Source organism: Nitrospira sp. Nam80 (assembly GCF_965152575.1).
Window position 1 is genome coordinate 4317127 of record NZ_OZ224216.1, and the last position, 23329, is coordinate 4340455.

Annotated in this window: 26 protein-coding genes; 3 read left to right on the plus strand and 23 right to left on the minus strand. The window is 58.7% G+C overall.

The genetic code is table 11. The features are described from left to right. Nucleotides 1-81: 81 nt before the first annotated feature. Complete coding sequence (locus ACWGXE_RS20180; RefSeq protein WP_447599927.1) at nt 82-567, plus strand: hypothetical protein; 486 nt, start codon at nt 82-84, stop codon at nt 565-567. On the opposite strand, the gene msrA is transcribed toward ACWGXE_RS20180, so the two are convergent. Continuing rightward, on the minus strand, nt 564-1118 hold the full coding sequence (gene msrA / locus ACWGXE_RS20185; RefSeq protein WP_447599928.1) for a peptide-methionine (S)-S-oxide reductase MsrA: 555 nt from the start codon (nt 1116-1118) through the stop codon (nt 564-566). The genes ACWGXE_RS20180 and msrA overlap by 4 nt on opposite strands. A 258-nt stretch (nt 1119-1376) precedes the next feature. On the opposite strand from msrA, the gene ACWGXE_RS20190 reads away from it, so the two are divergent. Further along, complete coding sequence (locus ACWGXE_RS20190) at nt 1377-2237, plus strand: cell envelope integrity protein TolA (RefSeq protein ID WP_447599929.1); 861 nt, start codon at nt 1377-1379, stop codon at nt 2235-2237. A gap of 247 nt (nt 2238-2484) precedes the next feature. Here the strand turns inward: ACWGXE_RS20190 and ACWGXE_RS20195 are convergent, their stop codons facing one another. After that, entirely contained in the window at nt 2485-2805 is a 321-nt protein-coding gene (locus ACWGXE_RS20195) for a PilZ domain-containing protein (protein ID WP_447599931.1), read from the minus strand. A gap of 307 nt (nt 2806-3112) precedes the next feature. Between ACWGXE_RS20195 and ACWGXE_RS20200 the strand changes: the two genes are divergently transcribed. After that, entirely contained in the window at nt 3113-3337 is a 225-nt protein-coding gene (locus ACWGXE_RS20200) for a hypothetical protein (RefSeq protein ID WP_447599933.1), read from the plus strand. Between the two features lie 91 nt (nt 3338-3428). On the opposite strand, the gene ACWGXE_RS20205 is transcribed toward ACWGXE_RS20200, so the two are convergent. The 21 genes from ACWGXE_RS20205 to ACWGXE_RS20305 form a co-directional block, all read right to left on the minus strand. After that, the gene (locus ACWGXE_RS20205) at nt 3429-4808 is read right to left on the minus strand and encodes a DUF3422 family protein (protein ID WP_447599935.1); all 1380 of its coding nucleotides are present in this window, start codon (nt 4806-4808) and stop codon (nt 3429-3431) included. Between the two features lie 17 nt (nt 4809-4825). Continuing rightward, nucleotides 4826-4990: a hypothetical protein gene (locus tag ACWGXE_RS20210; protein WP_447599937.1), complete on the minus strand. Its 165-nt coding sequence runs from the start codon at nt 4988-4990 to the stop codon at nt 4826-4828. Nucleotides 4991-5145: 155 nt separating this feature from the next. Continuing rightward, nucleotides 5146-5928 (minus strand): OmpA family protein, encoded by a 783-nt coding sequence (locus ACWGXE_RS20215; RefSeq protein ID WP_447599938.1) that lies wholly within the window; start codon nt 5926-5928, stop codon nt 5146-5148. 208 nt (nt 5929-6136) lie between these two features. After that, a complete protein-coding gene (locus ACWGXE_RS20220; RefSeq protein WP_447599939.1) occupies nt 6137-7468 on the minus strand; it encodes an MFS transporter in 1332 nt (443 codons plus the stop codon). Nucleotides 7469-7561: 93 nt separating this feature from the next. Next, nucleotides 7562-8830, minus strand: a complete 1269-nt coding sequence (locus tag ACWGXE_RS20225) for an MFS transporter (protein ID WP_447599941.1) — start codon at nt 8828-8830, stop codon at nt 7562-7564. Nucleotides 8831-9085: 255 nt separating this feature from the next. Continuing rightward, nucleotides 9086-9844: a ribonuclease H-like domain-containing protein gene (locus tag ACWGXE_RS20230; protein WP_447599943.1), complete on the minus strand. Its 759-nt coding sequence runs from the start codon at nt 9842-9844 to the stop codon at nt 9086-9088. An 18-nt stretch (nt 9845-9862) separates the two neighbouring features. After that, nucleotides 9863-10210, minus strand: coding sequence for a hypothetical protein (locus ACWGXE_RS20235; protein WP_447599945.1), 348 nt, complete (start codon nt 10208-10210; stop codon nt 9863-9865). Nucleotides 10211-10238: 28 nt separating this feature from the next. Further along, nucleotides 10239-10946 carry an adenosylcobinamide amidohydrolase gene (locus ACWGXE_RS20240; RefSeq protein WP_447599947.1) on the minus strand — a complete coding sequence of 236 codons (708 nt, stop codon included), beginning with the start codon at nt 10944-10946 and terminating at the stop codon, nt 10239-10241. After that, nucleotides 10939-12024, minus strand: coding sequence for a threonine-phosphate decarboxylase CobD (gene cobD, locus ACWGXE_RS20245; protein WP_447599949.1), 1086 nt, complete (start codon nt 12022-12024; stop codon nt 10939-10941). The genes ACWGXE_RS20240 and cobD overlap by 8 nt, the downstream gene beginning before the upstream one ends. After that, nucleotides 12021-12968, minus strand: a complete 948-nt coding sequence (gene cbiB / locus ACWGXE_RS20250) for an adenosylcobinamide-phosphate synthase CbiB (RefSeq protein ID WP_447599950.1) — start codon at nt 12966-12968, stop codon at nt 12021-12023. The genes cobD and cbiB overlap by 4 nt, the downstream gene beginning before the upstream one ends. Beyond that, the gene (gene cobS / locus ACWGXE_RS20255) at nt 12965-13720 is read right to left on the minus strand and encodes an adenosylcobinamide-GDP ribazoletransferase (RefSeq protein ID WP_447599951.1); all 756 of its coding nucleotides are present in this window, start codon (nt 13718-13720) and stop codon (nt 12965-12967) included. The genes cbiB and cobS overlap by 4 nt, the downstream gene beginning before the upstream one ends. Next, nucleotides 13714-14784 (minus strand): nicotinate-nucleotide--dimethylbenzimidazole phosphoribosyltransferase, encoded by a 1071-nt coding sequence (cobT, locus tag ACWGXE_RS20260; RefSeq protein WP_447599952.1) that lies wholly within the window; start codon nt 14782-14784, stop codon nt 13714-13716. Before cobT ends, cobS begins: the two co-directional genes overlap by 7 nt. A gap of 12 nt (nt 14785-14796) precedes the next feature. Further along, nucleotides 14797-15363, minus strand: coding sequence for a bifunctional adenosylcobinamide kinase/adenosylcobinamide-phosphate guanylyltransferase (cobU, locus tag ACWGXE_RS20265; protein WP_447599953.1), 567 nt, complete (start codon nt 15361-15363; stop codon nt 14797-14799). A gap of 67 nt (nt 15364-15430) precedes the next feature. Beyond that, complete coding sequence (locus tag ACWGXE_RS20270) at nt 15431-15667, minus strand: cysteine-rich CWC family protein (RefSeq protein WP_447599954.1); 237 nt, start codon at nt 15665-15667, stop codon at nt 15431-15433. Nucleotides 15668-15684: 17 nt separating this feature from the next. Beyond that, on the minus strand, nt 15685-16254 hold the full coding sequence (cobO, locus tag ACWGXE_RS20275) for a cob(I)yrinic acid a,c-diamide adenosyltransferase (RefSeq protein ID WP_447599955.1): 570 nt from the start codon (nt 16252-16254) through the stop codon (nt 15685-15687). 44 nt (nt 16255-16298) lie between these two features. Continuing rightward, nucleotides 16299-17642, minus strand: a complete 1344-nt coding sequence (locus tag ACWGXE_RS20280; RefSeq protein ID WP_447599956.1) for an FAD-binding oxidoreductase — start codon at nt 17640-17642, stop codon at nt 16299-16301. A 6-nt stretch (nt 17643-17648) separates the two neighbouring features. Beyond that, nucleotides 17649-18758, minus strand: a complete 1110-nt coding sequence (gene cfa, locus ACWGXE_RS20285; protein ID WP_447599957.1) for a cyclopropane fatty acyl phospholipid synthase — start codon at nt 18756-18758, stop codon at nt 17649-17651. Continuing rightward, on the minus strand, nt 18755-19666 hold the full coding sequence (locus ACWGXE_RS20290) for an acyl-CoA desaturase (RefSeq protein WP_447599958.1): 912 nt from the start codon (nt 19664-19666) through the stop codon (nt 18755-18757). Before ACWGXE_RS20290 ends, cfa begins: the two co-directional genes overlap by 4 nt. 49 nt (nt 19667-19715) lie before the next feature. Beyond that, a complete protein-coding gene (locus tag ACWGXE_RS20295; protein WP_447599959.1) occupies nt 19716-21113 on the minus strand; it encodes a cobyrinate a,c-diamide synthase in 1398 nt (465 codons plus the stop codon). 117 nt (nt 21114-21230) lie between these two features. Next, complete coding sequence (locus ACWGXE_RS20300; protein WP_447599960.1) at nt 21231-22265, minus strand: FecCD family ABC transporter permease; 1035 nt, start codon at nt 22263-22265, stop codon at nt 21231-21233. A gap of 101 nt (nt 22266-22366) precedes the next feature. Beyond that, on the minus strand, nt 22367-23296 hold the full coding sequence (locus tag ACWGXE_RS20305) for an ABC transporter substrate-binding protein (protein ID WP_447599961.1): 930 nt from the start codon (nt 23294-23296) through the stop codon (nt 22367-22369). Nucleotides 23297-23329: the final 33 nt, after the last annotated feature.

Sequence of the window (23329 nt, forward strand, 5' to 3'; positions counted from 1 at the left end):
CAATAGACCATAGGACAGTTCCACTAGAAAACTGCCGCCGATTGAAGTCGATGGGCGGTCGGCGCGCGAAAGCGCGCCAGTGTGACGAAACCGGAATCCACGCGCAAGCAAATTATTCGTTCAGTCATGTCGAACCGGCCGACTTCGGATAAAGAAGAATTCAGGCCAGCCGAGCCGCCTCTCTGGTCGATCGGGCTCGCGGCCGCCGTGATACTTGTGGCCCCGATGGTGATGTACAGCCTGGCGCCGGCGGGTCCGATCAGAGAAGGGGACACGGTCTTCTCGAACGGTAGCCATAAAGTCTTATTGTCCGACCCCGAGCGCTATAAAAGCATCGGATTTGAACAGACCTGTATGCTCGATCCCAAGGATCCCCTGATCATTATGCACGGAATGGCCGATGACGCCGACGGGACGATGATCGCCCAGGTGCAGGGAAAGAGTCGAATCGAGTGGCCGTTTTGCCCGCCTCAAGCCGAAATCTTGCTTAAACCGCACCAATTTCAGCAGAAGCCCAACCTCCTGCAAGATATCAAAGACAGTTTCATCCGGGTATTTGGAAGTTAATGCTTTAATTTGGCGGAGAACCGCTGGCGGAATTTTGCGACTTTCGGTCCCACGATATAGGAGCAATACCCTTGAAGCGGATTCCGCGCGAAATATTCTTGGTGATACGCCTCCGCCTCGTACCACTGGGACGCCGGCTGTAGCTGGGTAACAATCGGATTCGGATACACCTTCTCCCTGGTCAGCTCCGCGATGACTTCACCGGCCGTGCGCTGCTGATCCGCCGAGTGATAGAAAACAGCGGATCGATATTGGGTCCCGACATCATTTCCCTGGCGATTCAGGGTCGTCGGGTCGTGGATCGTGAAGAATATTTCCAAGAGTTCACGATACGAGATCACCGCCGGATCGAACGTAATCTTCACCGCTTCGGCATGACCGGTCATGCCCCCGCAGACCTGCTCATAGGTCGGCCGGTCGGTCGCTCCTCCTGTATACCCCGAGTCCACTGACTCCACGCCCTTGACCTCGTCATACACCGCTTCGAGACACCAAAAGCAGCCGCCGGCCAACGTGGCCGTTTCATGTGTTGATGGAGAAGTATCGCTCATACAGCCCTTCCCGGCTATCTATTGGCGGATCTCCTATCCCTATACCACCAATCACTCGTGCAGTACCACCTTCCGCGTCTCGATGACCCGGCCGCCGGCTTTTTTAATTGTCTAGGCCATCACAACGGTCCATGGTACTGATCAGGCGACAGGACCATCTCTACAGGAACAGCGAGGATCCGTTTGTTGGCTCACCGGACACCGATTGTAGTCGAGGCTTGGCCCTTTCCATTGCGGTCCGCTCTCCACCGATCTTCGATGATACTTGGAGCTGTGACAGCCTGCGTCCTTCTTGCGCCGTCCCAGGCCTTCCCTTCATCGCCGCTGCTACCGGCGGATATCCGCATCGATATCCCCCGCACGCAGCTGTTCGGCTCGCTCCCCACGAATCGAGGGCTGACCTTGGTCGTGCAAGTCCATGGGCAGGCGGCGGACAGCGGCGAACAGCTGGTGGCGATCTTTGAAAGTCCCGCATTCGCCCAACAGATCAGCCCGCTCGTTCCGGATTCCGAGGGACGGACGCTTACGACGACCGTCGCCTTCGGCCCTATCTCCCCGTCGATCGGGACTCCCCCGAAAGCCGCGCCGGTGCATATCGCCATCGCACGACAGCGGGGGTTGCACTTCGAAGAACGAGCACGCCGGACGATCTTCGTCACGGTGGCGGTTCCCGGCTATGTCGACCATGGGTCACGGCAGCCGGTCGTCAGGATCGATGGAATGGCGTTTGAGATTGCCGACTCTCCGCAATTCCAGGAACCGGCATCGGAAGCCCTCCCCGCAGGCCGACTGGAAGAAAAGGATCTGGCGGAAAATTCACGGCAGAATCAGGCGGTTGGATACTGGAGAATGGTCAACGGCATGATCCATCGACAAATTGACCGAGACGCGCCTTCTCGACCGGCGACTCCGGCGCGGCGGATGCCGATCGTGCATTTTCGCTTGTATACCAACGGCGAAGCCCAGCTCATTGAAATTGAACGAAGTTCCGGAGACCTGGAATTGGACCAATCGGCGATCTTGGCCGTGGTAAACGCGCACCCCTTTCCTCCTTTGCCGGCCGGCTCTCTCGAGTCCCATGTGGACGTGCATGTCAACATGCCCGTTCCCTCCCGGTAATCTCCCATATCGGCGGTTCCTCATCCCGCCTCCACATTCCGGCGAAGGCGGCGATAGCCCGCATTATTCATGACGGTTCGTCGCGAAATCATGGAGTCGCCAAGCGAGACGGGCAAGCAGAGCCACGAGGGACCGAGGCGTACTTGAAACAGTACGTCGAGGGACTGAGAGGCGAGCACGCCCGCCGACTGGCTTGTCGCAGCGGTGAATCCGCGATTGCAGCAGAAGCGTTCATGAATAATGCGGGCTAGTTGTTCTGGGTAGTCTCCAGCCAAAGGATGAACCGCTTGAGCCGCTCTAATTCCTCGGCATGCAGATGAACGAATTCAAGGCCGAAGCTCGACATGTTGGTCCATCGCACGTGAGCCACCTCGACTTTCAACGGAGCGTTGGGCTCCGGCAACTGTACCCTCAGGGCGACGAAGGTATGAGCCGGAACTGATTCTTCACTCTTGACCGCACAGCCTTCCTTCGACAGACTCGTCACGATCCCGCCGCCAGCCAACTCGTTTCCGGAGTAGGAAAAAGGAAGTTCGACTTCATAACGAACCGTCTCTCTGCGTTCCATCCAGACCTCAAACCATCTTATCGCTGTCCTTGCGAGGGATACCTGTTTCCCAACCATAAATCAATGTGCGAGCCGTTGCCTCTATCCAATCGGATACACCCTGTATCAGTTTGCGACGGCGGTGCGAGGCATAGCTAGAGACATTGGCGACCGTGCATCTCTCACAACACCTCGAAACCATTTAGAAAGCGTTGTTCTCTGCCCTCGTGGACAAAGCAACATGCCCGGGCATGGCTATTGCTGTGCTGTCATGGCAGCGGAAGTTGAAACAGAAAAGAAAAGACGGCTCAGGAGTTCGGGAGAAACCATGGATCATCTACCGGCAATGATCAGAAGCTTGCGAGGATTGGGAGAAGCCCATCCCCCGCTCGAACTCTTCGTGACGCTTCTTCCTCTTTCCCTCGGATGGCCGATTGCGATTTGGTTTGCGGGAGGTCGCGGCACTGCCGTAGCGAGCTCCCTGCTCATGTTGCTGTGCCGGTCGCTTCGCATACATTCCGCCGCTCACGCCGATGCCCTTCCACTGGGCTGAACAGTTGCATCGTTTCTAAAGGAAACAAGACGATTCCGGCTTGATCGCTTGATCATCGACTTGTGGGACGGGACTGCGTGGCGCCGCCGCCTCAGTCCTTCGTCGGATCCGACATCCGCTTCCGGATGATCCTTCGGCCGATGGCCATCAATCCAAACGACAGCCCGAATGCGAACGGAATGAAGACAGCGGTGGCGAGCGTGGCGCTTTTCATCCAGCCCCCCTCATACATCGCCTTGAAGAGATACTGCGCCAGTCCCGTCAAATAATAGGTAATGACGATGACGGACAAACTCTCCACTGTTCGCTGGAGGATCGCTTGACCGCGTGTGGTCGAATCCACGCTGGCCAGCAATTTGATATTTTGGTCCTGAAGGGCGAGGTTTTGTTCCTGAAGCCGGAGTTCAATCTGGGTCCGGAGCACCGCGATCGTCGCTTCGAAGTCCTTCTCCATCGCATCAATCCGCCGGAGGAGCTGCTGGTAGCCATCGGTCACTCCGGTGATCTTCCAATAAATATACTCGGATATCGGCCGCAACGGCGGGTACGCTCGTTCCTGCATCGCAGTCAGGTTTCCTCTCACGATGCTGTCATAGGGCACCGAGGCTGAGAGCCGGTATCGCATGGATTCGGTGAGCCGGCTCACCTGGAGAAGATCCTGGGTCAGCACCGTGAGCCATTTTTGCAAAGTCTGGGGGTTTGAACTGCTCAATTGCTCGCTGAGGACCGCGCGCTGGTACAGATGCCGTTGCTCAAAGTCATGAATCTGATCGACCGCCCGCGAGAAGGCCTGGAACGGCAGCATCACCAGATGGTAGTAATTTTCCACCGCGACGATCGTGTCCACGATTTTCGTGACATGGTATTGCAATACCTCCGTGTTGGGCGAACATACGAGGTACCGCTCGCGACTGTCGGCGTCCGGCGTGAAACTCGTCGCCGCCACAATATCCTGACCAAATATTCGACTGCCGTACACATGGGGTCCCGACAGATTGGTTTCCAGAGTTTCCTGCGATGGAAGCGGCTGCGGCAGGATCAGGATGTCCAGAGCATTAATCCGCACACCGAGCGGGCTCACGGGAAATGCATAGCCCGGATACGTGAGAGGGCCGAAGCTCAGCGGGCGCGTCGCATCCGGCGTGATGTGCCACACTTGATAGCTGTAGTATTCGGTGTGGGCCTCCCACACCACCACGAGCCGATCACCGTTCGGCGCCGATTTTGCGCCATATCCGAATTTCTCCTGAACATCCGCCTCCTTGATTTCCAGCGAGTCGAGAACCTGCTGAAACTCCTTCCGGCTGAGCGGGCGCTCCACCGGAGGGTTCGCCATCCGATGCGCCACATGATGAATATGAGCAGGCGCCCCGAGCATGTGGAACAATCGGGGCTTCGCCGGCAGATGAATTCTGCCGAGGACTTCCAGCGGTCGTACGGTCCGCTCGGTTTGCTTGACTTGTTCGCTCATGGCAGTACGCGGCTCACTTAATCGTCTTCTTCTTCAATGTCCTCGATTCCCTCATAGCTGGCATCTCCTTCCCCCATGGAGGCGGCTGCCTTCTCACAAGCGGATTCGATGATCTCTTCGGCTTCTTCCGGCGTATCTGCACTGATTAAAAATTTGACGGTAATGCCGTAACGTTGGCTCACGAGTCATCCTTTCCATGTTGATGGTCTCTCTACGGCGGCCTTTCAGCCACGTGGTCCTTACGCGCTCAAATACCACAAGCCCCGCCGCATTGTCACAAAAAAAGCGCCTCCCGGATCGACTCCGGGAGGCGCCCTGGGTCCGATGATGAAACGGGTTACTTCGCTTTCAGCAACATATGGCCCCTGCGATTCTCCTGATAGCAGGTCTCGCCGCTCTCTCGACAGAAAGGACGATCCTTTCCATATGACACAGTCGTGACTTGTTTCGGGTTGACGCCCAACTCGACAAGGATATTCTTGGCCGCGCGGGCGCGTTTTTCTCCAAGCACTAGGTTATAGTCATGGCTGCCCCGCTCGTCACAATGGCCCGAAATTCGCAACTGCGCGGCCGGATTGTCCTTGAGCCAACCAGCGTTCCGGGAGAGGGCCTGTACGCCCTCGTCCTGCACCAGCCATTGATTGTAGGCGTAGAACACGTCGTGAAGGCCCGCCGCAACGGCCGCTTCCTCCTGACGTTTGAGTTCGGCATACATGCTGTCCCCCTGATCAACCGGGCGGAGCATCGTCCCGATTCTACTCCGGCTCAGTCGTTCCTCCCCGCTGATCCGGTCGCCTTCGACCGATGAGAGGCCGCTCAGGCTACCCCCTTCAGAACCAAGGGAGGAACCGGCCTCGCGATCGGTCTGCACGCTCAGGGAAGGCAACCCCTCCAATGTCCCGTTATTCTTCGATGCGCGTAGATCGGATCCGCTTCCGGCACTATCTTGGCTGCCGCCGTTATCAGCCGATCCTGCGCCGGCTCGCTCCCGATCACTCCGGCTGGCGATTTGCTCGTCCTCTCCGTGATTGAACCATTTCATGTTGCTACAGCCCGGCATCGACATGACCAGGCCGCTCAGAAGACCGAGGATAATGAGGTGAGTATGACGATACTCCATAAAGATTCTCCTTCGAGATGATTCCCTATTGCGATGGTGAAAGAAGCGGTGCAATGGGTTCTCCAGTAAATATAGCACTGGCGGCCGGATGCGCCCGGCCGAGAGCCGGCATCACGGCGGATAAGAGAATCACACTATAATTTCGCGGGGTTGGAGGATTGCGATGCGGAGGTCCGCCGCCCCAAAAAGGCAACGGCCCCACGATCGTCTAGGCGACGGGGAGGGGTTCTTGGGCCAATCGCCGGCGGAACCAAGCGGTTAAGACAGCCAAGACCAGCAGGACGCTGCCAATTCCCACCAGGCTGACTGATTCATTGGAAATCTCCATGAGCCACCCAAAGAAAGTCATGCCCGCCATTGAGGTCGCCGTCGCGATCGCCGTGTAGAGGGCCATGACTCGGCCGATCATATGCGCGGGGGACAATTCTTGAATAATGCCCCAGGCGATGGGGGTCCATGTCCCATATCCAATGCCGATCAGCACCACAAGGATCGTCGCGACGGCCATGTTGGAAGTCCAAATCAGCGCGCACAACGAGAGCCCGCCGAGGGCGCTCGACAGGGTGATGACCGATACGCGACGCGAAAGATTCCAGCCAGTGAGGCGGACGAGGCATAAGGATACCACTAACAGGCCCACTCCCAGCCAGGACCAGAGATACCCGACTTCCACGGGGCCGAGCGAGAGTAGCCTCTTGCCGAACACCGGGAACAACGTGGTAAAGGCGCCGCTGCCGAACGTGTAGAGAGAGGCGAGAACAATCAGCAGCAAAATGGTTCGCCGGGATACCAAGGTGTAGCGAACCCCGTCGATCAGGTCCTGAAGGGCCGTCGGTCGATTGGTCTGCGTCAAGGGTTGCGCCGCTCCCTTCGAGAGACGAAGCGGAAATAGGAAGACCGCCGAGGCAACATACGTGATCGCATTCAGACACAGCACGTCTTGGGAGCCGGACAACGCGATGCCGAGGCCGCTGACGGCCGGGCCGATAATGATGCCGAGGCTGGTCGTGCCCTGAAGGAGGGCATTGGCGGCGGTGAGTTGATTTCTGTTCACCATTAACGGCACGGAAGAAGACAGGGTGGGTACAAACATCGCCGTCGCAATGCCGTAGAGAAATGTCAGCACATAGAGCCATTGAACCGTAAACGATTCAACGGAAACCCAGCAGGGAATCAATCCGATCAACAGAGCCCTGGCGAGATCACTGCAAATAAGTATGGTCTTTTTCGGCAGGCGATCGACCGTCACCCCGATGATCGGCCCCAGCATGATCGGGGGCAGCGTTTGCAGGAGACCAATGACGGTGGTTTTCAGCGGCGACCCGGTGATCGAATAGACGAACCACAGGAGAGCCAGCTTGCTGACTCCATCCGCCACTTGGGAGAGCACCTGACTCCACCAGACGAGGCTGAAATCGCGCGTGAGGAGCCACCGCCTGCGACGGATGATCGAGTACTCCGCCATACGAGAGGTTTCCTCTCCCTGATCCATCGTGAGCGGCCGGCCTAACAGCGTGCCGATGCCGGTTGGCTCCCGCATACAACCTCGCGAAGAGATAGGTTATACCGAAGTGTGGCCGATCAAGAAAGGCGGGGGAGACGACAAGCCCGAAAAGCGAACGGATACACCATTCTAGGCAACCGCCGGTTTCGCGACTACCGCTTGGTGCATGAATCGGATCGCGACCACGGCCGTCAGCAACAGCATCAGACCGAGACCGATCAGACTTTGCGCCGGACCGACCGCATCGGCGATCCAGCCGAACCCTGTCATGCCCGCCATGGCGGCTGCCATCGAGCCGGTGCTGAACGTCGTCAGAACACGTCCCATCAAGTGTTCCGGCGTAACCTCTTGCAGTAACGCCCACACCACGGGATTCATGATCGCCGTGCTGCCGCCCACCACGATGACCACGGCAGTGGCGACCAGCGGCTGCTCGAGAAGGCTCAGGCTACAGACGGCGAAGCCCCCCACGGTCATCCCCCAGACAATGAGGCGCAACCGGCTATGGATGTCGCCTTGATGTCTCCACGCGAGCCACGTTGACACGATCAGCATGCCCACGCCCAGCGCCGACCACAGCCATCCCAGTTGTACCGGCCCGACCTGCAGAAACTCCTTGGCGTACACCGGCAGAATAAAAACGAAGGCGCTGGCGCCCAGATTGTATAAGGCGGAAAGAATGACCAGGAGAAAAATCACGGATTTGGAACCGAACACAAATCGGAATCCCACCTTTAGATCTTCAAGTACCGACAAGGACGTCCCGTCCCCATCGGCAGCGCTTCTCCATGTTTCGTGAAGCCGCATCGGCATCAAACAGAAGGCCGAGACTACGAATGTCGCGGAATTCACATACAGCACGTTCTCCGCTCCCATGATGGCGATCAGCACGCCACTCATGGCCGGGCCAAGCAGTAACCCGATATTGTTCGTTCCCTGAATCAAGGCATTCGCCGTCATCAACTCCGTCGGTCGGACCAGCTTGGGAACAGCCGACACGAGCGCCGGACCGAAGATTGTCGACACGATGGAGGTGAGAAAGATCAGGACGTACAGCCCCCCCAGCGAGAGGAGATCCAAAGCGTAGAGTGCGGGAATGAGAAAAGTCATGATCGTGCGGATCATATCGACCCATATCATCACGGTTTTTTTCGGCAAACGATCGAGATAGACCCCGATCATCGGTCCGAACAGGAGAGGTGGAATTGTTTGAATCAGCCCGACGATTGTCATCTTCAAGGCGGAGCCGGTCAGGGTATAGACGAACCAGAGGAGTGCGACCTTGTTCAGCCCTTCACCAACTTGAGAAGTCAGTTGCCCCCACCAAAGGAGGCCAAAATCTCTGGTTCGGACTAAACGCCATCCTCTGCTGTCGCGGTCGCTCATGCTGTCTTCCATGATCGGCTCCCTGTCGGATAAAAGGCCGCTATCCCATGAACTGACGCGTACGTTCTATATGGTGAGCATAATGCATGTTTGCCGAAAGAGAAGCCTCGGAATGCCCCTAGTCGGTCCCCGACAAATACCTGATTCATATGGCGATTTTGTCGAATTGGTTAGCCGCTGGATGGACTCAGGGTCATCACCGGCTGCCTAAGTCTTTCAGAAACCAGAGGAACGAGGGCCAATGCTCTCGATGCAGCTATCGCGCTATTATGATGAGACCGTGAGTTCGTGATACCGGCGCGCCAGACGCGTGTAGAGCACATCGGCAAGCGGCTCGAGGTTGGCACAGTCGGCTTCGTTATAAGCGATCAATCGCTCCAATGCGTCGGCATCACGGCTATGTCGCCAGCGATTCCACCAACGCACCGCATCGGATCCGTCCATGCCGAGTAGATCATCTCGTCGAATGATTCCCATCGCAGTTTCAATCGTTTTCAGTCCGCCCCGCAATCCGACGGCGCGAGCCAGGCGATAGACATCGATATGCGGCTGATCCAGTTGAAGCAACGGAAACTGTCCGTGAAGCATCGGCAGGTCGAAGCTCGCGCCGCAAAATGTAACCAGCAAGTCGTACTGCGCGAGCTCATCGCATAGCCGGGCCTGCGTGAGCGAATCACCGCGAATCAGCGACGTCATGGTTCCGTGCGCATGTAATCCCACGAGCGTAATCCGACCGAACGAATCGGTCTCAATATCCAAATAGACCGCCTTCGGCCGCAGCCATTCATACAGTCGCCATTGATGGCGCGGAGGAAGACGTCCCCCAAAAAACCGGGCGTTGCCTCCCTCGTATTGTTGTTGAGCCTGCGCCACCTCGTGGTCGTAGAGTGCCTTTCTGTGCCGGCCGATTCCCGGAACAGTCGTGTGGGCAAGAAACGTTCGCCAGGTCTGAATGCCGCGCCCCCACCATCTCCGCTCGGTCGTGAGGCCGACGCCAGGCAGAAAACAAAAGGTGGATTCAATCATCGGCGGTCTCCCGCGGGCTCATCGCATCATCGCGCCGCCTTTCGCGTCGATGTTATTCTGTCCCGCCACGGTAAAGAGCACGCCGGCATCCCCGACCCAATGCTCCTCGAAGCGATATTGGATTGTCGGTTCGATACCCAACAATGGGAAGCTCGACGGCGCGATGTTTACTGCATGCCCGTCGGCGCGAAACGGCAGGCCATGGATCGTGACGAACTCCAGATTATATCCAAAGCCGTGCGTTTCATCGAGGATGTGGCTCCAGAATGAGTTTGGCAGTGTGTCGATTGGGAACGTGCAGGCAAGAGTGCGGCCCTTGAGAAGCCCGCTTGACGGCCTGCCCAAGACGAAGCCAACGCGTGCCATCGCACAGTCGGACAAAGGCAGACATCCGTTAGATATTGAGTCCCCGCGTCACCCCCGTCATGACCAGCCGTCCGACCAGCGCGCCGATTTGCGTATGGGTCCCGCCGTATCTCGTCGCCGGCCCATCACCGGAGACCACGACCACCGCATCAGTCCCCGTGCCGGTGGCCCCCGGTTGCCCGGTCCAGGTTCTGACGCCGTGCGCGAGCAACGCCGCCGTCTTGCTCTCCGTGGCAACCTGCACCAGCGTCACCATCGCGGATGTCGAGAGGGCTGCATTGGTGATCAGGATGATGTTGATAGTGCCTGCAGGAACCGCCGGCTGCTGAGCCACTGCATCTCCGGCTCGCACCGCATTCGTTATCCCGACGGTTAAAAACCCTTCAAGCCACAGGTCCTTCGATTGTTCCCGAAGGACGATCAGCCGGCGCATCAACACCGCGGTCATGAGGCCGACGCAAGGCTCCGGCGCGGCAAGCGACCGCGCGATCAAACCCAGGTAGCGGGCGGGATCCCCCCAATGTCGTCGGCCATTTCCTGAAACATCATGACCGCTGGTGGAATTGTCCGGCACTTGGTGATTGATGATGGATCGTGCCGATACCAACCCGCCCAGGCGCGGCGAGGACGACAGCACGCGCCGCCGGGTCATCAAATCAACCACCAGCGTGTTGTCCTTAACGAAGAATCCGGTCGTGAAGCGTTGCCCGGACAAAGCGCGTGTGTCGTTAGCCATAAAGAATGGTCTGCAATGCCCGGCACAACCGTTCATTGTCTCCTCGTCGCTTGATCGCGATCCTGATCGTCCGCTCGTTCAAGCCCGGGACGTTGGAGCAATCGCGGATCAGGATGCCGGTCTCACGAAACCGTTTAGTCACATGGCCGGCTGTTATCGTTGAAGGCAGTTCCAACAAAAGAAAGTTCGCGGCTGATGGGAAGACCCGGACGCCTGTGATGGACTGCAATGTCGATTGTAACCATTTCCGTTCCTTTTCGATGAAAGAGAGGCTCTTCGCTGCGTAACCAGATTCTTGGAGCGCGGCGACTGCCGCAATCTGGGCTAACGCATTGACCGACCAGGGAGCCTGCCGCTGGTGCACCTGCCTAAGCGCAGCGGGATGACCAACCAGGTATCCTAATCGGAGGCCGGGAATGCCATAAAACTTCGTGCAACTCCTGAGGATCAGGAGCCGAGGATACTGAGACACGACTTCGAGCATGGAATGGTCCGGCGCAAAATCACCGAAAGCTTCATCGATAATCATCCAACCACCGCGCCGGTTCTGCACATCGATCAATGGGAACAGGTCGGCCTTCGTCACGACTTGACCGGTCGGGCTATTGGGATTACAGAGGAACACCGCGTCAATGGTTCGTTCCTTTTGCAGTTTTGCGATGACCCGGTCGATCGGAGGTCGATAGTCCTCATGTCGATCCGCAAGACATGAAGTGCAGACCGCGCCTACCCCGTGGATAGCCGAGTCATATTCAGAAAAGGTCGGTCCGACGACCAAAACCTTTGTGATTCCCAGGCTCAACGGAAGCAGATGGATCAATTCCGCCGAACCGTTGCCGACTAGTAGCCAATCCGGCGACAGACCAATCTGTTTGCTGAGGCTATTCCTGACCTCGTACGCATCAGGATCGGGGTAATGGCCGATCGCCCAGAGACCATTGCGCAGGACGCGCAGCACACCGCCAGGCGGTCCCAATGGATTGATGTTGGCGCTGAAATCAAGCCACTCAGTGGGCCGGCAGTGCTCTTCTCGCGCGGCCCCATAGATGTTCCCACCATGCCCATCGAGGCTCTTCACCAGAGAACCCAACAAGCGAGTCCCGCGGACAAGGCCGAGACGATCCACATGAGGGTAACGGCTTCCGTGATCCGATCCACAGCCAGCGGTTCGCGAGCCGTTCCTATTGTGGGACGAGATTCAATTCTCCCGTCATACCGGTTGCTTCCACCAAGCCGGACGCCGAGTGCTCCCGCCATCGCGGCTTCCGGCCGGCCGCTGTTGGGGCTGGGATGCTTGCCCCCGTCCTTAAGGAGCGTCCGCCAACCGTCCGCAAGACGGCGCCGATCAGCGAACCGGATGCCGGCCGCGACCACGATCAACGCGGCCGTCAGGCGTGCCGGAATCCAGTTCATCACATCATCCAGACGAGCCGACGCCCAACCGATGTCGCGATAGGGCGCTTCTTTGTGTCCGATCATCGAATCGAGCGTATTCACGGTCTTGTAAGCCCAAACCAATGGAGCCCCTCCGATCGCGAGGAAAAAGATCGGCGCCACGATGCCGTCGCAACTGCTTTCGGCCACCGTTTCGACGGTGGCACGCACGATCTCCGATTCCGGCAAACAAGCCGTGTCCCGCCCCACGATTTGTCCGACAGCCGCACGCGCTTGCTCGATCCGTCCATGGCTTAGCGCCTCTCTCACGTTCCCTGCGTGATCGGCAAGATCTCGTGCCGCAAGCGCCCAGAACGCAAACAATAGCTCAACGACCCACCCGACACGTATGAAATCGGCGGCCTTGATGGCGCTCCATACAAGGAACGCGCTCACCGCGGGAAAACCGATCGCCGCAATGGCGCCGATAATCTTGGCCGCCGTGGGTCGCGTGGGCCAAGCACCGGCAAACCGCCTTTCCGCCGATTCGATCAGCCGGCCGATGGCTCGTACCGGATGAGGAATCATGCGAGGATCACCGAAAAGAAAGTCCAAGGCGCAGGCGCCCAGGAAGGAGACCGCGGTCATCGGCGACTCATGAGCGCCGGCATCGCGATCACAAATGCGACCTCCGTCACCTCGTTGATCAGACCGAAGACATCGCCGGTGATGCCGCCGCAAAGACGGTGCGAAAAGAACGCAATCCCTCTCGCGACCAGTCCGGAGATGGCCAACACGCTGAGTCCTCCCGTGAGGCCGAAGGACCAAATCAGCCACGGTCCGGCAAAGGCGGTCGCGATCACGACATGATGAGTTTTGAGGTGATCCAGGAATGGTCGCGCCATCCCGCCCTCCGGCCTCGCATAGGGCATTCTCAATCCGCCGATCGCCATGGCCCAACGACCGACGAGAGGCATGCTCGCGACAGCCAGCCAGCGGCCGTGATCCGGGAGCGCCGACAGTCCCAGGTAACGGAGTCCCAAAGCTGCAATCAAGGCCATGGCTCCCATCGCGCCGATCCTGGGATCACGCATGATCGTCAACCGTTGTTCCGGCGTCCGCCCGCCTCCCCACCCATCGATGGTATCGGCGAGACCATCCAGATGAAGTCCGCGTGTCACAATCATGAGAAGGACAACCGCCAATCCGTCGCTCACGCTTCGCGGCAAGGCGATCTCGAAGAGTGACATGGCGCCGGCAAGCATGCCGCCCACTACCAATCCAACCGCCGGGAACCAGGCCATGGAGGCGGCAAGTTGCTCGGACGCGACGACATGGTGCCTGCGACTCACCGGAATGATCGTCAGGAATTGCCACGCCGCCACAAACTGATTCAGCATTGCCCAGCCCGCGGTTCTGCGCTGGAAACGCCGGCTTCATCGAAGGTCGCCATCTGTCCGTATATTTTGATCGCGGCCTTCAGCAAGCTGATTCCAAGACAGGCGCCCGTCCCCTCGCCCAGGCGAAGTTGCAGATCCAACAGCGGCATCAGGTCCAACCGAGCCAGAACCGCCTCATGCCCGCATTCGACCGATCGATGCGAGGCAATCACGTACTCTCGGCAAGCGGGAGCCAGGCCCACGGCGATGAGAGCCGCCGCACCGGAGATGAATCCATCGAGTATGATCGGCACGCGAGCCGCCGCCCCGCCCAAAATCAGACCGGCGATGCCGGCAATCTCGAGGCCGCCGACCTTGGCCAGCACATCCAGGGCATCATGCGGAATGGGCCGATGTCGTGCCAACGCCTGTTCAATGACGGCTATCTTATGTCGCATCGTCACTTCATCGATGCCCGTTCCCCTCCCCGTGACCGAGGTCACCGGCTCGCTGGTCAAGACGGCCGCGATGGCGGCACTGGCCGTGGTATTGCCGATGCCCATGTCCCCGGTGCCCAGGATGCCGATTCCGTCCCTCACCGCCTCCATGGCCAAACCAATCCCCGTTTCTACCGCGCGCCGCGCCTGCTCCGTCGTCATCGCCGGCTCATGGAGAAAGTTATTGGTGCCGGCCGCAATCTTGCGCCGGATCAAACGGGGAAGCATAGGGAACTCGCCGGCCACTCCGATATCGACCACTCGCACTTCCGCGCCCACATGCTGCGCCAGCACGTTGACTCCGGCGCCTCCACGCAAAAAATTCAGCACCATTTGCGCCGTGACTTCCTGAGGATAGGCGCTGACCCCGTCCTTCGCGATGCCGTGGTCCGCTGCGAACGTAAAAACAGCCGCGCGCGGCACATTGGGTTTGACGTCGCCGGTCAACATCACGTACCGGGCGGCCAGCTCTTCCAGCCGGCCCAGGCTTCCCTGCGGCTTCGTCAGGCGGTCGAGCCGTTCTTGGGCCTTGTCCCACAGGCTGCGATCAGGCGTCTCTATCCGAGCGGCGATGTCCTCAATCGTCATCCGACTCCCTCATTACTTCACCCGCAGCGACTGGCCCGCGAGAATGAAATGGACCTCGTCCGCGCTCGTGGCAATCTGTTGATGGACCTTCCCCGCTACGTCTCGAAAGCGACGCCCCGCCCGGTTCACCGGGACCAAACCCAGACCGACTTCGTTACTCACCAGCACAACTCGTGCGGAGGTTGAACGAATGGCATCAAGCAGTTCGCCGACTCGCTGTGGGATTGCTGTGTCCGGCACACGATTGTTTTGCAGATTACTGACCCACAAGGTCAAACAATCAATGACAATCGTGCGATAGCTCGATCCCCGACCTCGCAGCCATCCGGAAAGATCCATCGGTACTTCCGCGGTATGCCAGTCAGCCGAGCGCGAAGCTTGATGACGCCGGATCCGTTCAGCCATCTCCTGGTCCAGGGCCTGCCCTGTCGCCACGAAGGCTTTCGGGGTCGCTCCACCGGCCAGTTCCAGCGCAGCCTGACTTTTTCCTGAGGCCGCGCCACCCAAGACGAGAATCAATGGGAATGGCTGCCGGCCGCTCCTCTTGAGGGAAAAGGCCGATACGCCGGCTCGACGCACATGGCGCTCCGGCACTGTTCGCCGGCCGGCCGATCGTGGTTTCCTTCGTCCAGCGATGCGCCCTGCATCAGACACCGGAAGCACCGCCCTGCGGATTTCCCGGATCACTGGGACGATGAGCCATATTCGTGGCCGGCCCCAGTTCTTCGCGACTGACTTTCCGGAGGCACGCGGGGCAGAGACAGTCCCGGAACGTCGCCGCGATCCAATCCATGTGTCGTTCCGTAATTGCGACCCGCCCGCACCAGCAGCCATAGCCTCCGCAACTGAATGCCAGCCCGCAGGCTTCGCAGATCTTTGGCACCGGTCCTCTCATCGCGCTCAAAACTCCACGCCGGGCTGCGCTTTGATCCCTTTGCGGAACGGATGTTTGATCTGTTTCATTTCGGTGACGAGGTCCGCTTGCTCCATCAATTGCTGCGGCGCGCCGCGGCCGGTAATGACCGCATGCTGCATGGGCGGCCGCCGGGACAAGAGCGGCAACACGTCGTCGAGGCCCACGTATCCCTGCTGCAAGGCAATGTTGAGCTCATCGAGAATCACCATCGCATACGACGGATCACGAAGAAATTCGCCGGCTTTCTTCCATGCCGCCTGGGCGAACAACGTATCCCGCTCGCGGTCTTGCGTTTCCCAGGTATAACCTTCCCCCATGCGCAGAAAGACGACCCCGTCGCCGAACGACTTCAAGACCCGTTCCTCCGCTGTGTCGATTGTCCCTTTGATGAACTGCACGACGGCGACCTTCATGCCATGGCCTACGCAGCGCAAGGCCATTCCCAATGCGGCAGTCGTCTTGCCCTTCCCCGCGCCCATATAGACGATCAGGAGGCCCCGTTCCTCCTGCGCCGCCTCTATCCGGCGATCGACCGACGCCTTCAAACGCTTCATGCGTGAGTGATGTTCGGCCGGCTGCGCAGCGTCCGCGCCTGCTTTCACTTTTTCAGGACACATTTGTCATAGAGGTCCTTGAGCCTTCCGGTTGAGTCGTATCTCAGCTTGAGTCGGCGGTAGGCTGGTTCGTTGTACAATCGTCCGAATTCCTCTCGTGAATAGTAGGAGCTCGAATAAAGGGACTTCCGGCCGCCGCACTCCCGCACCTTGGCTTCCACGGCCTTGTTGAAATATCCCTCTTCGTGATTGCTCTTCACCACATCCCAGAATCCGAAATTGACATAGAGCTGTTTGGGATTCATGGAATACAACGAATACGAGACCGACGGGTCATAGGCCCTCACGGGACACACCCAGACCGGTCTGATACCGATGTTCCGATGGAGAAACCTTGCAAAATCCGGCGCGCGTTCAATCGGAATTTCCACGTCTTGAATGACGGCTTCCTGCCGCCCCTCAATCATCCGGGCCATCAATTGCGCCACTCGTGAACGATGAAAGCGTTTCCATAATTTCCAGTACACGGCCGACCCGAGCCGGTTTTTCCCCCAGAGGCGCCGCATGACGGGATATTGCAGAAGAAAGTGCTTGGAGCACCAGAACCAATCGGTGTCCCAACGCCAGAGATAGTCATGGGTCGTCAGATAGTCCGTCTGTTTCCGTGGGATCGATTGATAATAGATCTGTTGATAGGTGTAATCGCTCACCCATTCGGCGCGATCCACGAACTCTCCCGTGGTCATGTACAACTCGTTCTCGTGAAACATCGTTCCATCGATGAAATCGACGGACCGTGCCTCACACGACCGCGCGATCCCTTGAAAATACTGTTCCAGATCTGAATAGCGATGGTGCGACAGCTTGACGAACCGCTTGATGGGAATGAGCTTCACGACGGTTCTCAACGCATAGCCCAGCGTCCCGTACGAGTTGGGAAATCCCAGGAACAGATCGCTGTATTGATTTTCCCTCGTCGCCACCACGATGTTTCCATCCGGGAGCAAGACCTCGAGCTCCAGCATCGTTTCGTGGACAAATCCATACCTGAACGACGAGGATTCGATGCCGATGCCGGCGATGGCTCCGCCGACGGTAATTGATTTGAGCTGAGGGACGACCGCGGGCATCAGATTGAAGGGCAGCGTTTCGCGGACCAAATCTTCATAGGTGGTGAGACCTTCGACCTCCGCACAGGCTTCCTTCTCGTCCACCCGGATGACTTGATTGAAATGACCCACATCAAGGCGGTGCACGCGCTCCTGCTCACGATGCCGGAAAAGGTTCGATGTCGTTTTCGCAAGAGCCAGCGGCGGGAGCCCGGCCATTCCGCGAAGGGACGCCAGCGCCTGCTCCCGTTTGGCGAGATATTGGTCGATGGAAATCATGACGGTTCAGCGGACCGACTCATACCCGCCCAACACCCCCTGTTTGGACATGACAATTTGCCACAGGTGGATCTTTCTGGCGCGGAACGATCCGGCGAGCGACAGCAGGTAGTAGCGCCATGCGCGATAAAACCGTTCGTCATGCATCGCCTTCAGCTCGTCCCGATGCCGATCGACATTCTCCTGCCAGGCCATCAAAGTCTTGTCATAGTCCGGCCCGAAATTATGCCAATCCTCCATTACCAGGAGACCGTTCATCGCCGCGCTCAATTGCGCGACCGAGGGCAGCATGCCCCCCGGAAAAATGTATTTATCAAACCAGGGATCGGCGGTCGTCACCGACGCATTATTGCCGATGGTGTGGAGGAGAAAGAGCCCGTGCCGCTTCAATGTCCGGTGGGCGATGTCCATCAGCGTGCGATAATTCTTGAATCCCACATGCTCGCAGAGGCCGATGGCCGCCACTTTATCGAAGTCTCCGGCCGCTTCCCGATAGTCCTTCTGGATGATGTCGACAGGGAGACCGGCACACCATCGGCGTCCGTACGCAACCTGCTGCTCGGAAATGTTGTACGCCGTCACGGAGCAGCCGTACTTGGAGGCCGCATAGTGAGCAAAGCCTCCCCATCCACACCCGAGTTCCAGCACGCGCTCGCCCTTGCACAACCGGAGTTTTTGACAGATCAGTTCCAGCTTGTGCTCCTGGGCTTCATCCAGACTGTGTGCCCGCTTCCAATAGCCGCAGGTGTACTGCATGGACGGTCCCAGCATCGTGCCGTAAAAATCGTTGTCCAGATCGTAGTGGCGATGCGCCACTCTCATGGAGAGTCGCTTGTTCTGCATGTTGAAGAGACGGGCTTTCAGCGCGTTGAACATGAGCCACTTATCGACCACGGCTTGGTCAAGCTGCACCGTATGGAACTTGAAGAAAAATTCATCCAGCTGTTCCGAATCCCACCACCCGTCCATATAGGACTCGCCAAGGCCGAGCGATCCTTCAGACAGCACCCGGCTGTAGAAACCGTCGTTGTGCACGCAGATGTCACCGGGCCCGGTGCCGTTGATTCGCACCTGCGCCTTCTCCAGCAATCGTTCGATGATGTCTCTATGTTTCATAGACTTCTTGATATGCTCGAATGCATGCCGGTCTGAAGGCGCTTCTCGACGGCCATGGTCCTGGCCTTGATATGCGCCGGAGGCGTCCTGAGATCCCATACGATTCCGACCCAAGACAACACCGATAAGACATAATAGGACAGGTCCACCTCCCACCAGAACCATCCCTGGTTGACGGCCGACTGATAGTGATGATGATTGTTGTGCCAGCCTTCTCCACAACAGAGGATCGCGAGCACAAAACTGTTCCGGCTCTGGTCATTCGACCTGTAGCGGACCCGCCCCACCATGTGCGTCAGAGAATTGATGAAGAAGGTGCAGTGATACAGTGCGGTCGTGGAAATAAAGAACCCCCAGACGAGGCCGGGAAAGCCCCAGAAAATATAGATCAGCAACGCGTAAAGAACCGGCGGGATGTAATGGTACCGATTCAAGAAACGCAGCTCCGGGTAACGGCAGAGATCCCTCACCCGCTTGAAATCAGTCCGGGTCGATTCTTTGGATAACATCCATCCGACATGCGCGGACCAGAATCCTTTTTGCGATGGAGAGTGCACATCCGGTTCCTGATCCGAATATCGATGGTGATGTCTATGGTGCGCGGCCCACCATAAGACGCCCTTCTGCGCCGACGTCATTGCGAGAAAGGCCAAGAAGAACTGGAACAGCCGGCTCGTCTTGTACGATCGATGTGAAAAATAGCGGTGGTACCCGGCGGTGATGCCGAACATCCTCACATAATAGCTGGCAACAGCCAGTATGACCCATTCCGGCCGGATGCCGGTGTGAAATGCCCACAAACCCATCAGATGGATGCTGAGAAACGGAACGAGGTCCCAATATCGAAGGAACGCTGTCCCGGTGGTGCGCACGAAATGGCGATGGTTGTTCCGGATCGTGCTCTTCATATGCGAGGCCCGCCGGATCTCTGGTTCATGTGCACATTCATGAGTCTCCTTATTCTGTAATAGGGCGAACGGCGGATGGCGCATTCCGGCGAGCGGATTCAACCAGCGCTTCGGCCACTTGCGGGCAACTCGCGAAATGCAGGTGGGTATAGAGGGCCAGCGTTTTTCTCGTGACAAGGCCGTCAGGTCCCAGAGGTTCTCCTCTCGCGTCCCTCAATAGACAGGCACAGTCGAGCGGTCCCTGGTGGCTCAAGCTCGAATAATGAAATTCATGTCCCCGCACAACAGTCCCGCGTTCACCGAGAAGACAGGATTTCGACACCTCGACCGTGCGATAGCCCAACGTGAGACCGGTTCTCCGCATGATGGCCTCGGCGGGAAATACGCCGACCATTTCTTGCGCAGCGCCGTCGAGGTCGCGGATCGCTCCCGTAAGATACATCATGCCGCCGCATTCAGCGTAGACTACGCCGCCTGCTTCAGCGAAGGATCGGATCGCTTGCCGCATGGAGCGGTTTCCCGCCAAGGCCCTTCCATGGAGCTCCGGATACCCTCCGCCGAGATACAACATGTCTACCTCGGGTAATGTCTCGTCCTGTATCGGAGAAAATGGCGCCAGTTCGCCTCCGGCCGATTGGAGCAATTCCAGATTGTCGGGATAGTAAAAACAGAAGGCTTGGTCCTGAGCCAGACCGATTCTGATTCCCCGGCCGTGATGCCGTCGAGCCGGCTGGATCGGCGCGAAGAGCCACTCCCTGGCCGAGCCGGCCAATTGTTCGAGACGATCCAGATCGACCGTCTCAGCTGCGGATTGCCCCAGGCGCGCGTAGAGATCCGCTCTGCCTCGTTCGATTGCCGTGACTAGGCCGAGATGGCGATCGGGAATAGTGGCGGTCGGATCGGTCCGCAGATATCCGACGACGGGGACGGCCATCCGCTGTTCCACGGCTGCCTCCAGGATCCGGTAATGGCCCTCGCTATTGACACGATTGAACAGAACCGCTGCCACGTTGAGCTCGGGATCGAACCGGACGAATCCCTCGACAATCGCCGCGGCCGATCGGGCCATGGCGCTGCCGTCGAGGACGAGCAGCACGGGAGCCTCCAGCTGCTTGGCCAATTCCGCGGTGCTGCCGAGATCGCTGATCGGGGAACTGCCGTCGAACAGTCCCATCATGCCTTCGATCAAGGAAAGATCCGCGCCCAAGGCGGCGCGACTGAAGATGGCGCGGTTCACATCTTTCCCTAACATCCAGCCGTCCAGGTTGCGGGATGGTCGTCCGGTGACGGCCGCATGGTGGCCCGGATCAATGAAGTCCGGTCCCGCCTTGAATGCCTGCACGACCCGCCCCTTGGCCGCAAACGCCGCCAAGAGAGCGAGCATGGTCGTAGTTTTGCCGACGCTGCTCGCAGTACCGGCGATAACCAGACGAGGCGCCTTCACCATCGAACCTCATAACGTAAGCCGAACGCCCCCCTAGACCGGGTTGATCGAGCGTCCAAATCCGATCCTGCCGTCCTAGTCCTCATCGCACAGTCCTCTTTTTCGCCCGGCGCCGGCCCATCATGCGTACCGCGTTGGTTCTCGATGGCACGACATCATGAGATAAATGAAAAACGGTCCTCCGGCCAAGGCGGTGACAATGCCGACGGGGATCTCGCTCGGCGCCAAGGCGGTCCGGGCGATCGTATCGGCGATGACGAGAAAGAGCCCGCCGCTCAAGATCGATGCGGGAAGCAAGACCCGATTATCGGCGCCGAGTACAAGCCGGACCGCGTGGGGAACGACCATGCCGACAAATCCGATCATGCCGCTGAGTGACACCACCGCGCCGGTGATGAGAGCGGTCAGGATAAAAAGCCGCCGCGTCACCGATCTTGTGGAGACCCCGAGTGTACCGGCCACTTCTTCACCCAACGCCATCATGTTGAGCCCCCGGCTCTCCCGCATCAATAACAGTAAACCTCCGATGAGGTACAGCGACACGGCCGTCAAGCCGTGAGTTCCGTCCCCTGTAAGCGAGCCCATCAGCCAGGCCATCATGCCGAACGAGCGATTCGGTTCCATAATCGACGTGAGGAACATGATCAAGGCGCTGAAGATCGCGTTCAAGATCACGCCTGCCAGCAAGAGGCTATGCACCGACAAGTGACCGCGATGGGCCGCTAGGCCATAGACAATTCCGAGAGACAGCAATCCTCCGACGAATCCGCAGAGAGGAAGCGTCGTGACGGCAACCATGGACGTGCCGATGCCGAACAGCACGGCCAGGGACGTTCCAAGCGCCGCGCCGCTGGAGACCCCCAAGACATAGGGATCGGCCAGCGGATTTCGCATGAGAGCCTGCAATGTCACGCCGACTCCCGCCAAACTGGCTCCGACCAGAAAACCCAGGAACACGCGCGGCAGGCGGACCTGAAAAAGAATGACGCCGGTTGTGCCGATGGTTCGAACGGTCCACTCGTCTTCCGCCGCGGCTCGCTGCAGCGCCTGCACCACTTCCGTCGCCTGGATGTGCTGCGCCCCGAATTGGAGGCATACGGCAAGTCCGGCGACAGAAGAGAGGCCGAGGAAGAACAACACGCGTCGAGCCCGCATGGCGGGACGACCGGATTCACATCCACCCCCTGAACGAGCCGCATGCGGCACATTCCAATGGGATTGAGCTGTTCGTTCTTGCAGTAAAGGCTTTTCGTTGCTCACCGTGAGGGCCTCGATTGATCCGCCGCCGGATGAACAATACTGATCAATTCCTCCAAAGCTTCGACGATACGGGGGCCCGGACGATTGATGACATCGGACGAAACGGTATGGAGCCGGCCGGTTCGGACCGCCGTCATATCGGTCCACCGCTTCCACGCTTCCCGATCGGCGACCGGCACCGATTCCGTCTTTCCCGCAGGAAACAGCAAGATCTCGGGGTCACCCACCACCACCGTGTCCATGCCGATTCTCGGGTAAGCCGTCCCCGCAGAGGCGGCAATATTTACACCGCCGGCCCGTTCGAGCAATTCATGAATATAGCTCCCGGGCCCCACGGTTATGAGGGGCCGGCTGTTCAGCACATACAGCACACGGACAGGCCTCAGCTTCCGGACTCGCGCGTTTGCCGTCTCCATCCGTTGCCGCATGGCATTGACTACTGCCTCCGCCTGCGAAGGCCGGTTGAAGACCAGGCCGAAGAGCCGGAGATGCTGCTCGATGTCTTTCAGGGATCGCGCGCTCAGCACGAGCGTGGGGATCCTGAGTTGCTCCAGCTTCCCGACTAGCGCGGGGTGCAGGAAATCGGCAGGCGCAATCACCAGATCTGGATTCAGCGCGACGATCTGCTCAAGACTGGGGTTGGCATATCCGATTTGGGGTCGTCCGGCGGCGGCCGCCGGAAAATCGCAAAACGGCGTCACGGCCACGATCTCGCGATCAAGCCCGATGGCAAACAACATTTCGGTTATGCTGGGGGCAAGCGAAATGATGCGTGAAGGCGTAGCCGGCACGAGAACCGTTCGTGTGAGGTCGTCGGTGAATGAGCGGGACTCAGTCGCCGCCGTGGGAGGGACCCACACGAGGCCGTGAGCCGCCGGTACCAGCGGAAGGACACAAAGGTAGAGGAACAATCCGATACGGCGCAAGAACGAAGTCCTGGGGGGCTGTTGAGCCAAGAC

Coding starts and splice junctions, on each gene's coding strand:
- ACWGXE_RS20220 (WP_447599939.1), bottom strand. CDS start 7,468: ATGCGGGAGCCAACCGGCATCGGCACGCTGTTAGGCCGGCCGCTCACG.
- ACWGXE_RS20205 (WP_447599935.1), bottom strand. CDS start 4,808: ATGAGCGAACAAGTCAAGCAAACCGAGCGGACCGTACGACCGCTGGAA.
- ACWGXE_RS20295 (WP_447599959.1), bottom strand. CDS start 21,113: ATGGTGAAGGCGCCTCGTCTGGTTATCGCCGGTACTGCGAGCAGCGTC.
- ACWGXE_RS20240 (WP_447599947.1), bottom strand. CDS start 10,946: ATGGCTAACGACACACGCGCTTTGTCCGGGCAACGCTTCACGACCGGA.
- cbiB (WP_447599950.1), bottom strand. CDS start 12,968: ATGACCGCGGTCTCCTTCCTGGGCGCCTGCGCCTTGGACTTTCTTTTC.
- cobS (WP_447599951.1), bottom strand. CDS start 13,720: ATGCTGAATCAGTTTGTGGCGGCGTGGCAATTCCTGACGATCATTCCG.
- ACWGXE_RS20280 (WP_447599956.1), bottom strand. CDS start 17,642: ATGATTTCCATCGACCAATATCTCGCCAAACGGGAGCAGGCGCTGGCG.
- ACWGXE_RS20200 (WP_447599933.1), top strand. CDS start 3,113: ATGGATCATCTACCGGCAATGATCAGAAGCTTGCGAGGATTGGGAGAA.
- ACWGXE_RS20225 (WP_447599941.1), bottom strand. CDS start 8,830: ATGGAAGACAGCATGAGCGACCGCGACAGCAGAGGATGGCGTTTAGTC.
- cobT (WP_447599952.1), bottom strand. CDS start 14,784: ATGACGATTGAGGACATCGCCGCTCGGATAGAGACGCCTGATCGCAGC.
- ACWGXE_RS20230 (WP_447599943.1), bottom strand. CDS start 9,844: ATGATTGAATCCACCTTTTGTTTTCTGCCTGGCGTCGGCCTCACGACC.
- ACWGXE_RS20290 (WP_447599958.1), bottom strand. CDS start 19,666: ATGAAGAGCACGATCCGGAACAACCATCGCCATTTCGTGCGCACCACC.
- ACWGXE_RS20300 (WP_447599960.1), bottom strand. CDS start 22,265: ATGCGGGCTCGACGCGTGTTGTTCTTCCTCGGCCTCTCTTCTGTCGCC.
- ACWGXE_RS20235 (WP_447599945.1), bottom strand. CDS start 10,210: ATGGCACGCGTTGGCTTCGTCTTGGGCAGGCCGTCAAGCGGGCTTCTC.
- cfa (WP_447599957.1), bottom strand. CDS start 18,758: ATGAAACATAGAGACATCATCGAACGATTGCTGGAGAAGGCGCAGGTG.
- ACWGXE_RS20215 (WP_447599938.1), bottom strand. CDS start 5,928: ATGGAGTATCGTCATACTCACCTCATTATCCTCGGTCTTCTGAGCGGC.
- msrA (WP_447599928.1), bottom strand. CDS start 1,118: ATGAGCGATACTTCTCCATCAACACATGAAACGGCCACGTTGGCCGGC.
- ACWGXE_RS20195 (WP_447599931.1), bottom strand. CDS start 2,805: ATGGAACGCAGAGAGACGGTTCGTTATGAAGTCGAACTTCCTTTTTCC.
- ACWGXE_RS20190 (WP_447599929.1), top strand. CDS start 1,377: ATGATACTTGGAGCTGTGACAGCCTGCGTCCTTCTTGCGCCGTCCCAG.
- cobO (WP_447599955.1), bottom strand. CDS start 16,254: ATGAAGCGTTTGAAGGCGTCGGTCGATCGCCGGATAGAGGCGGCGCAG.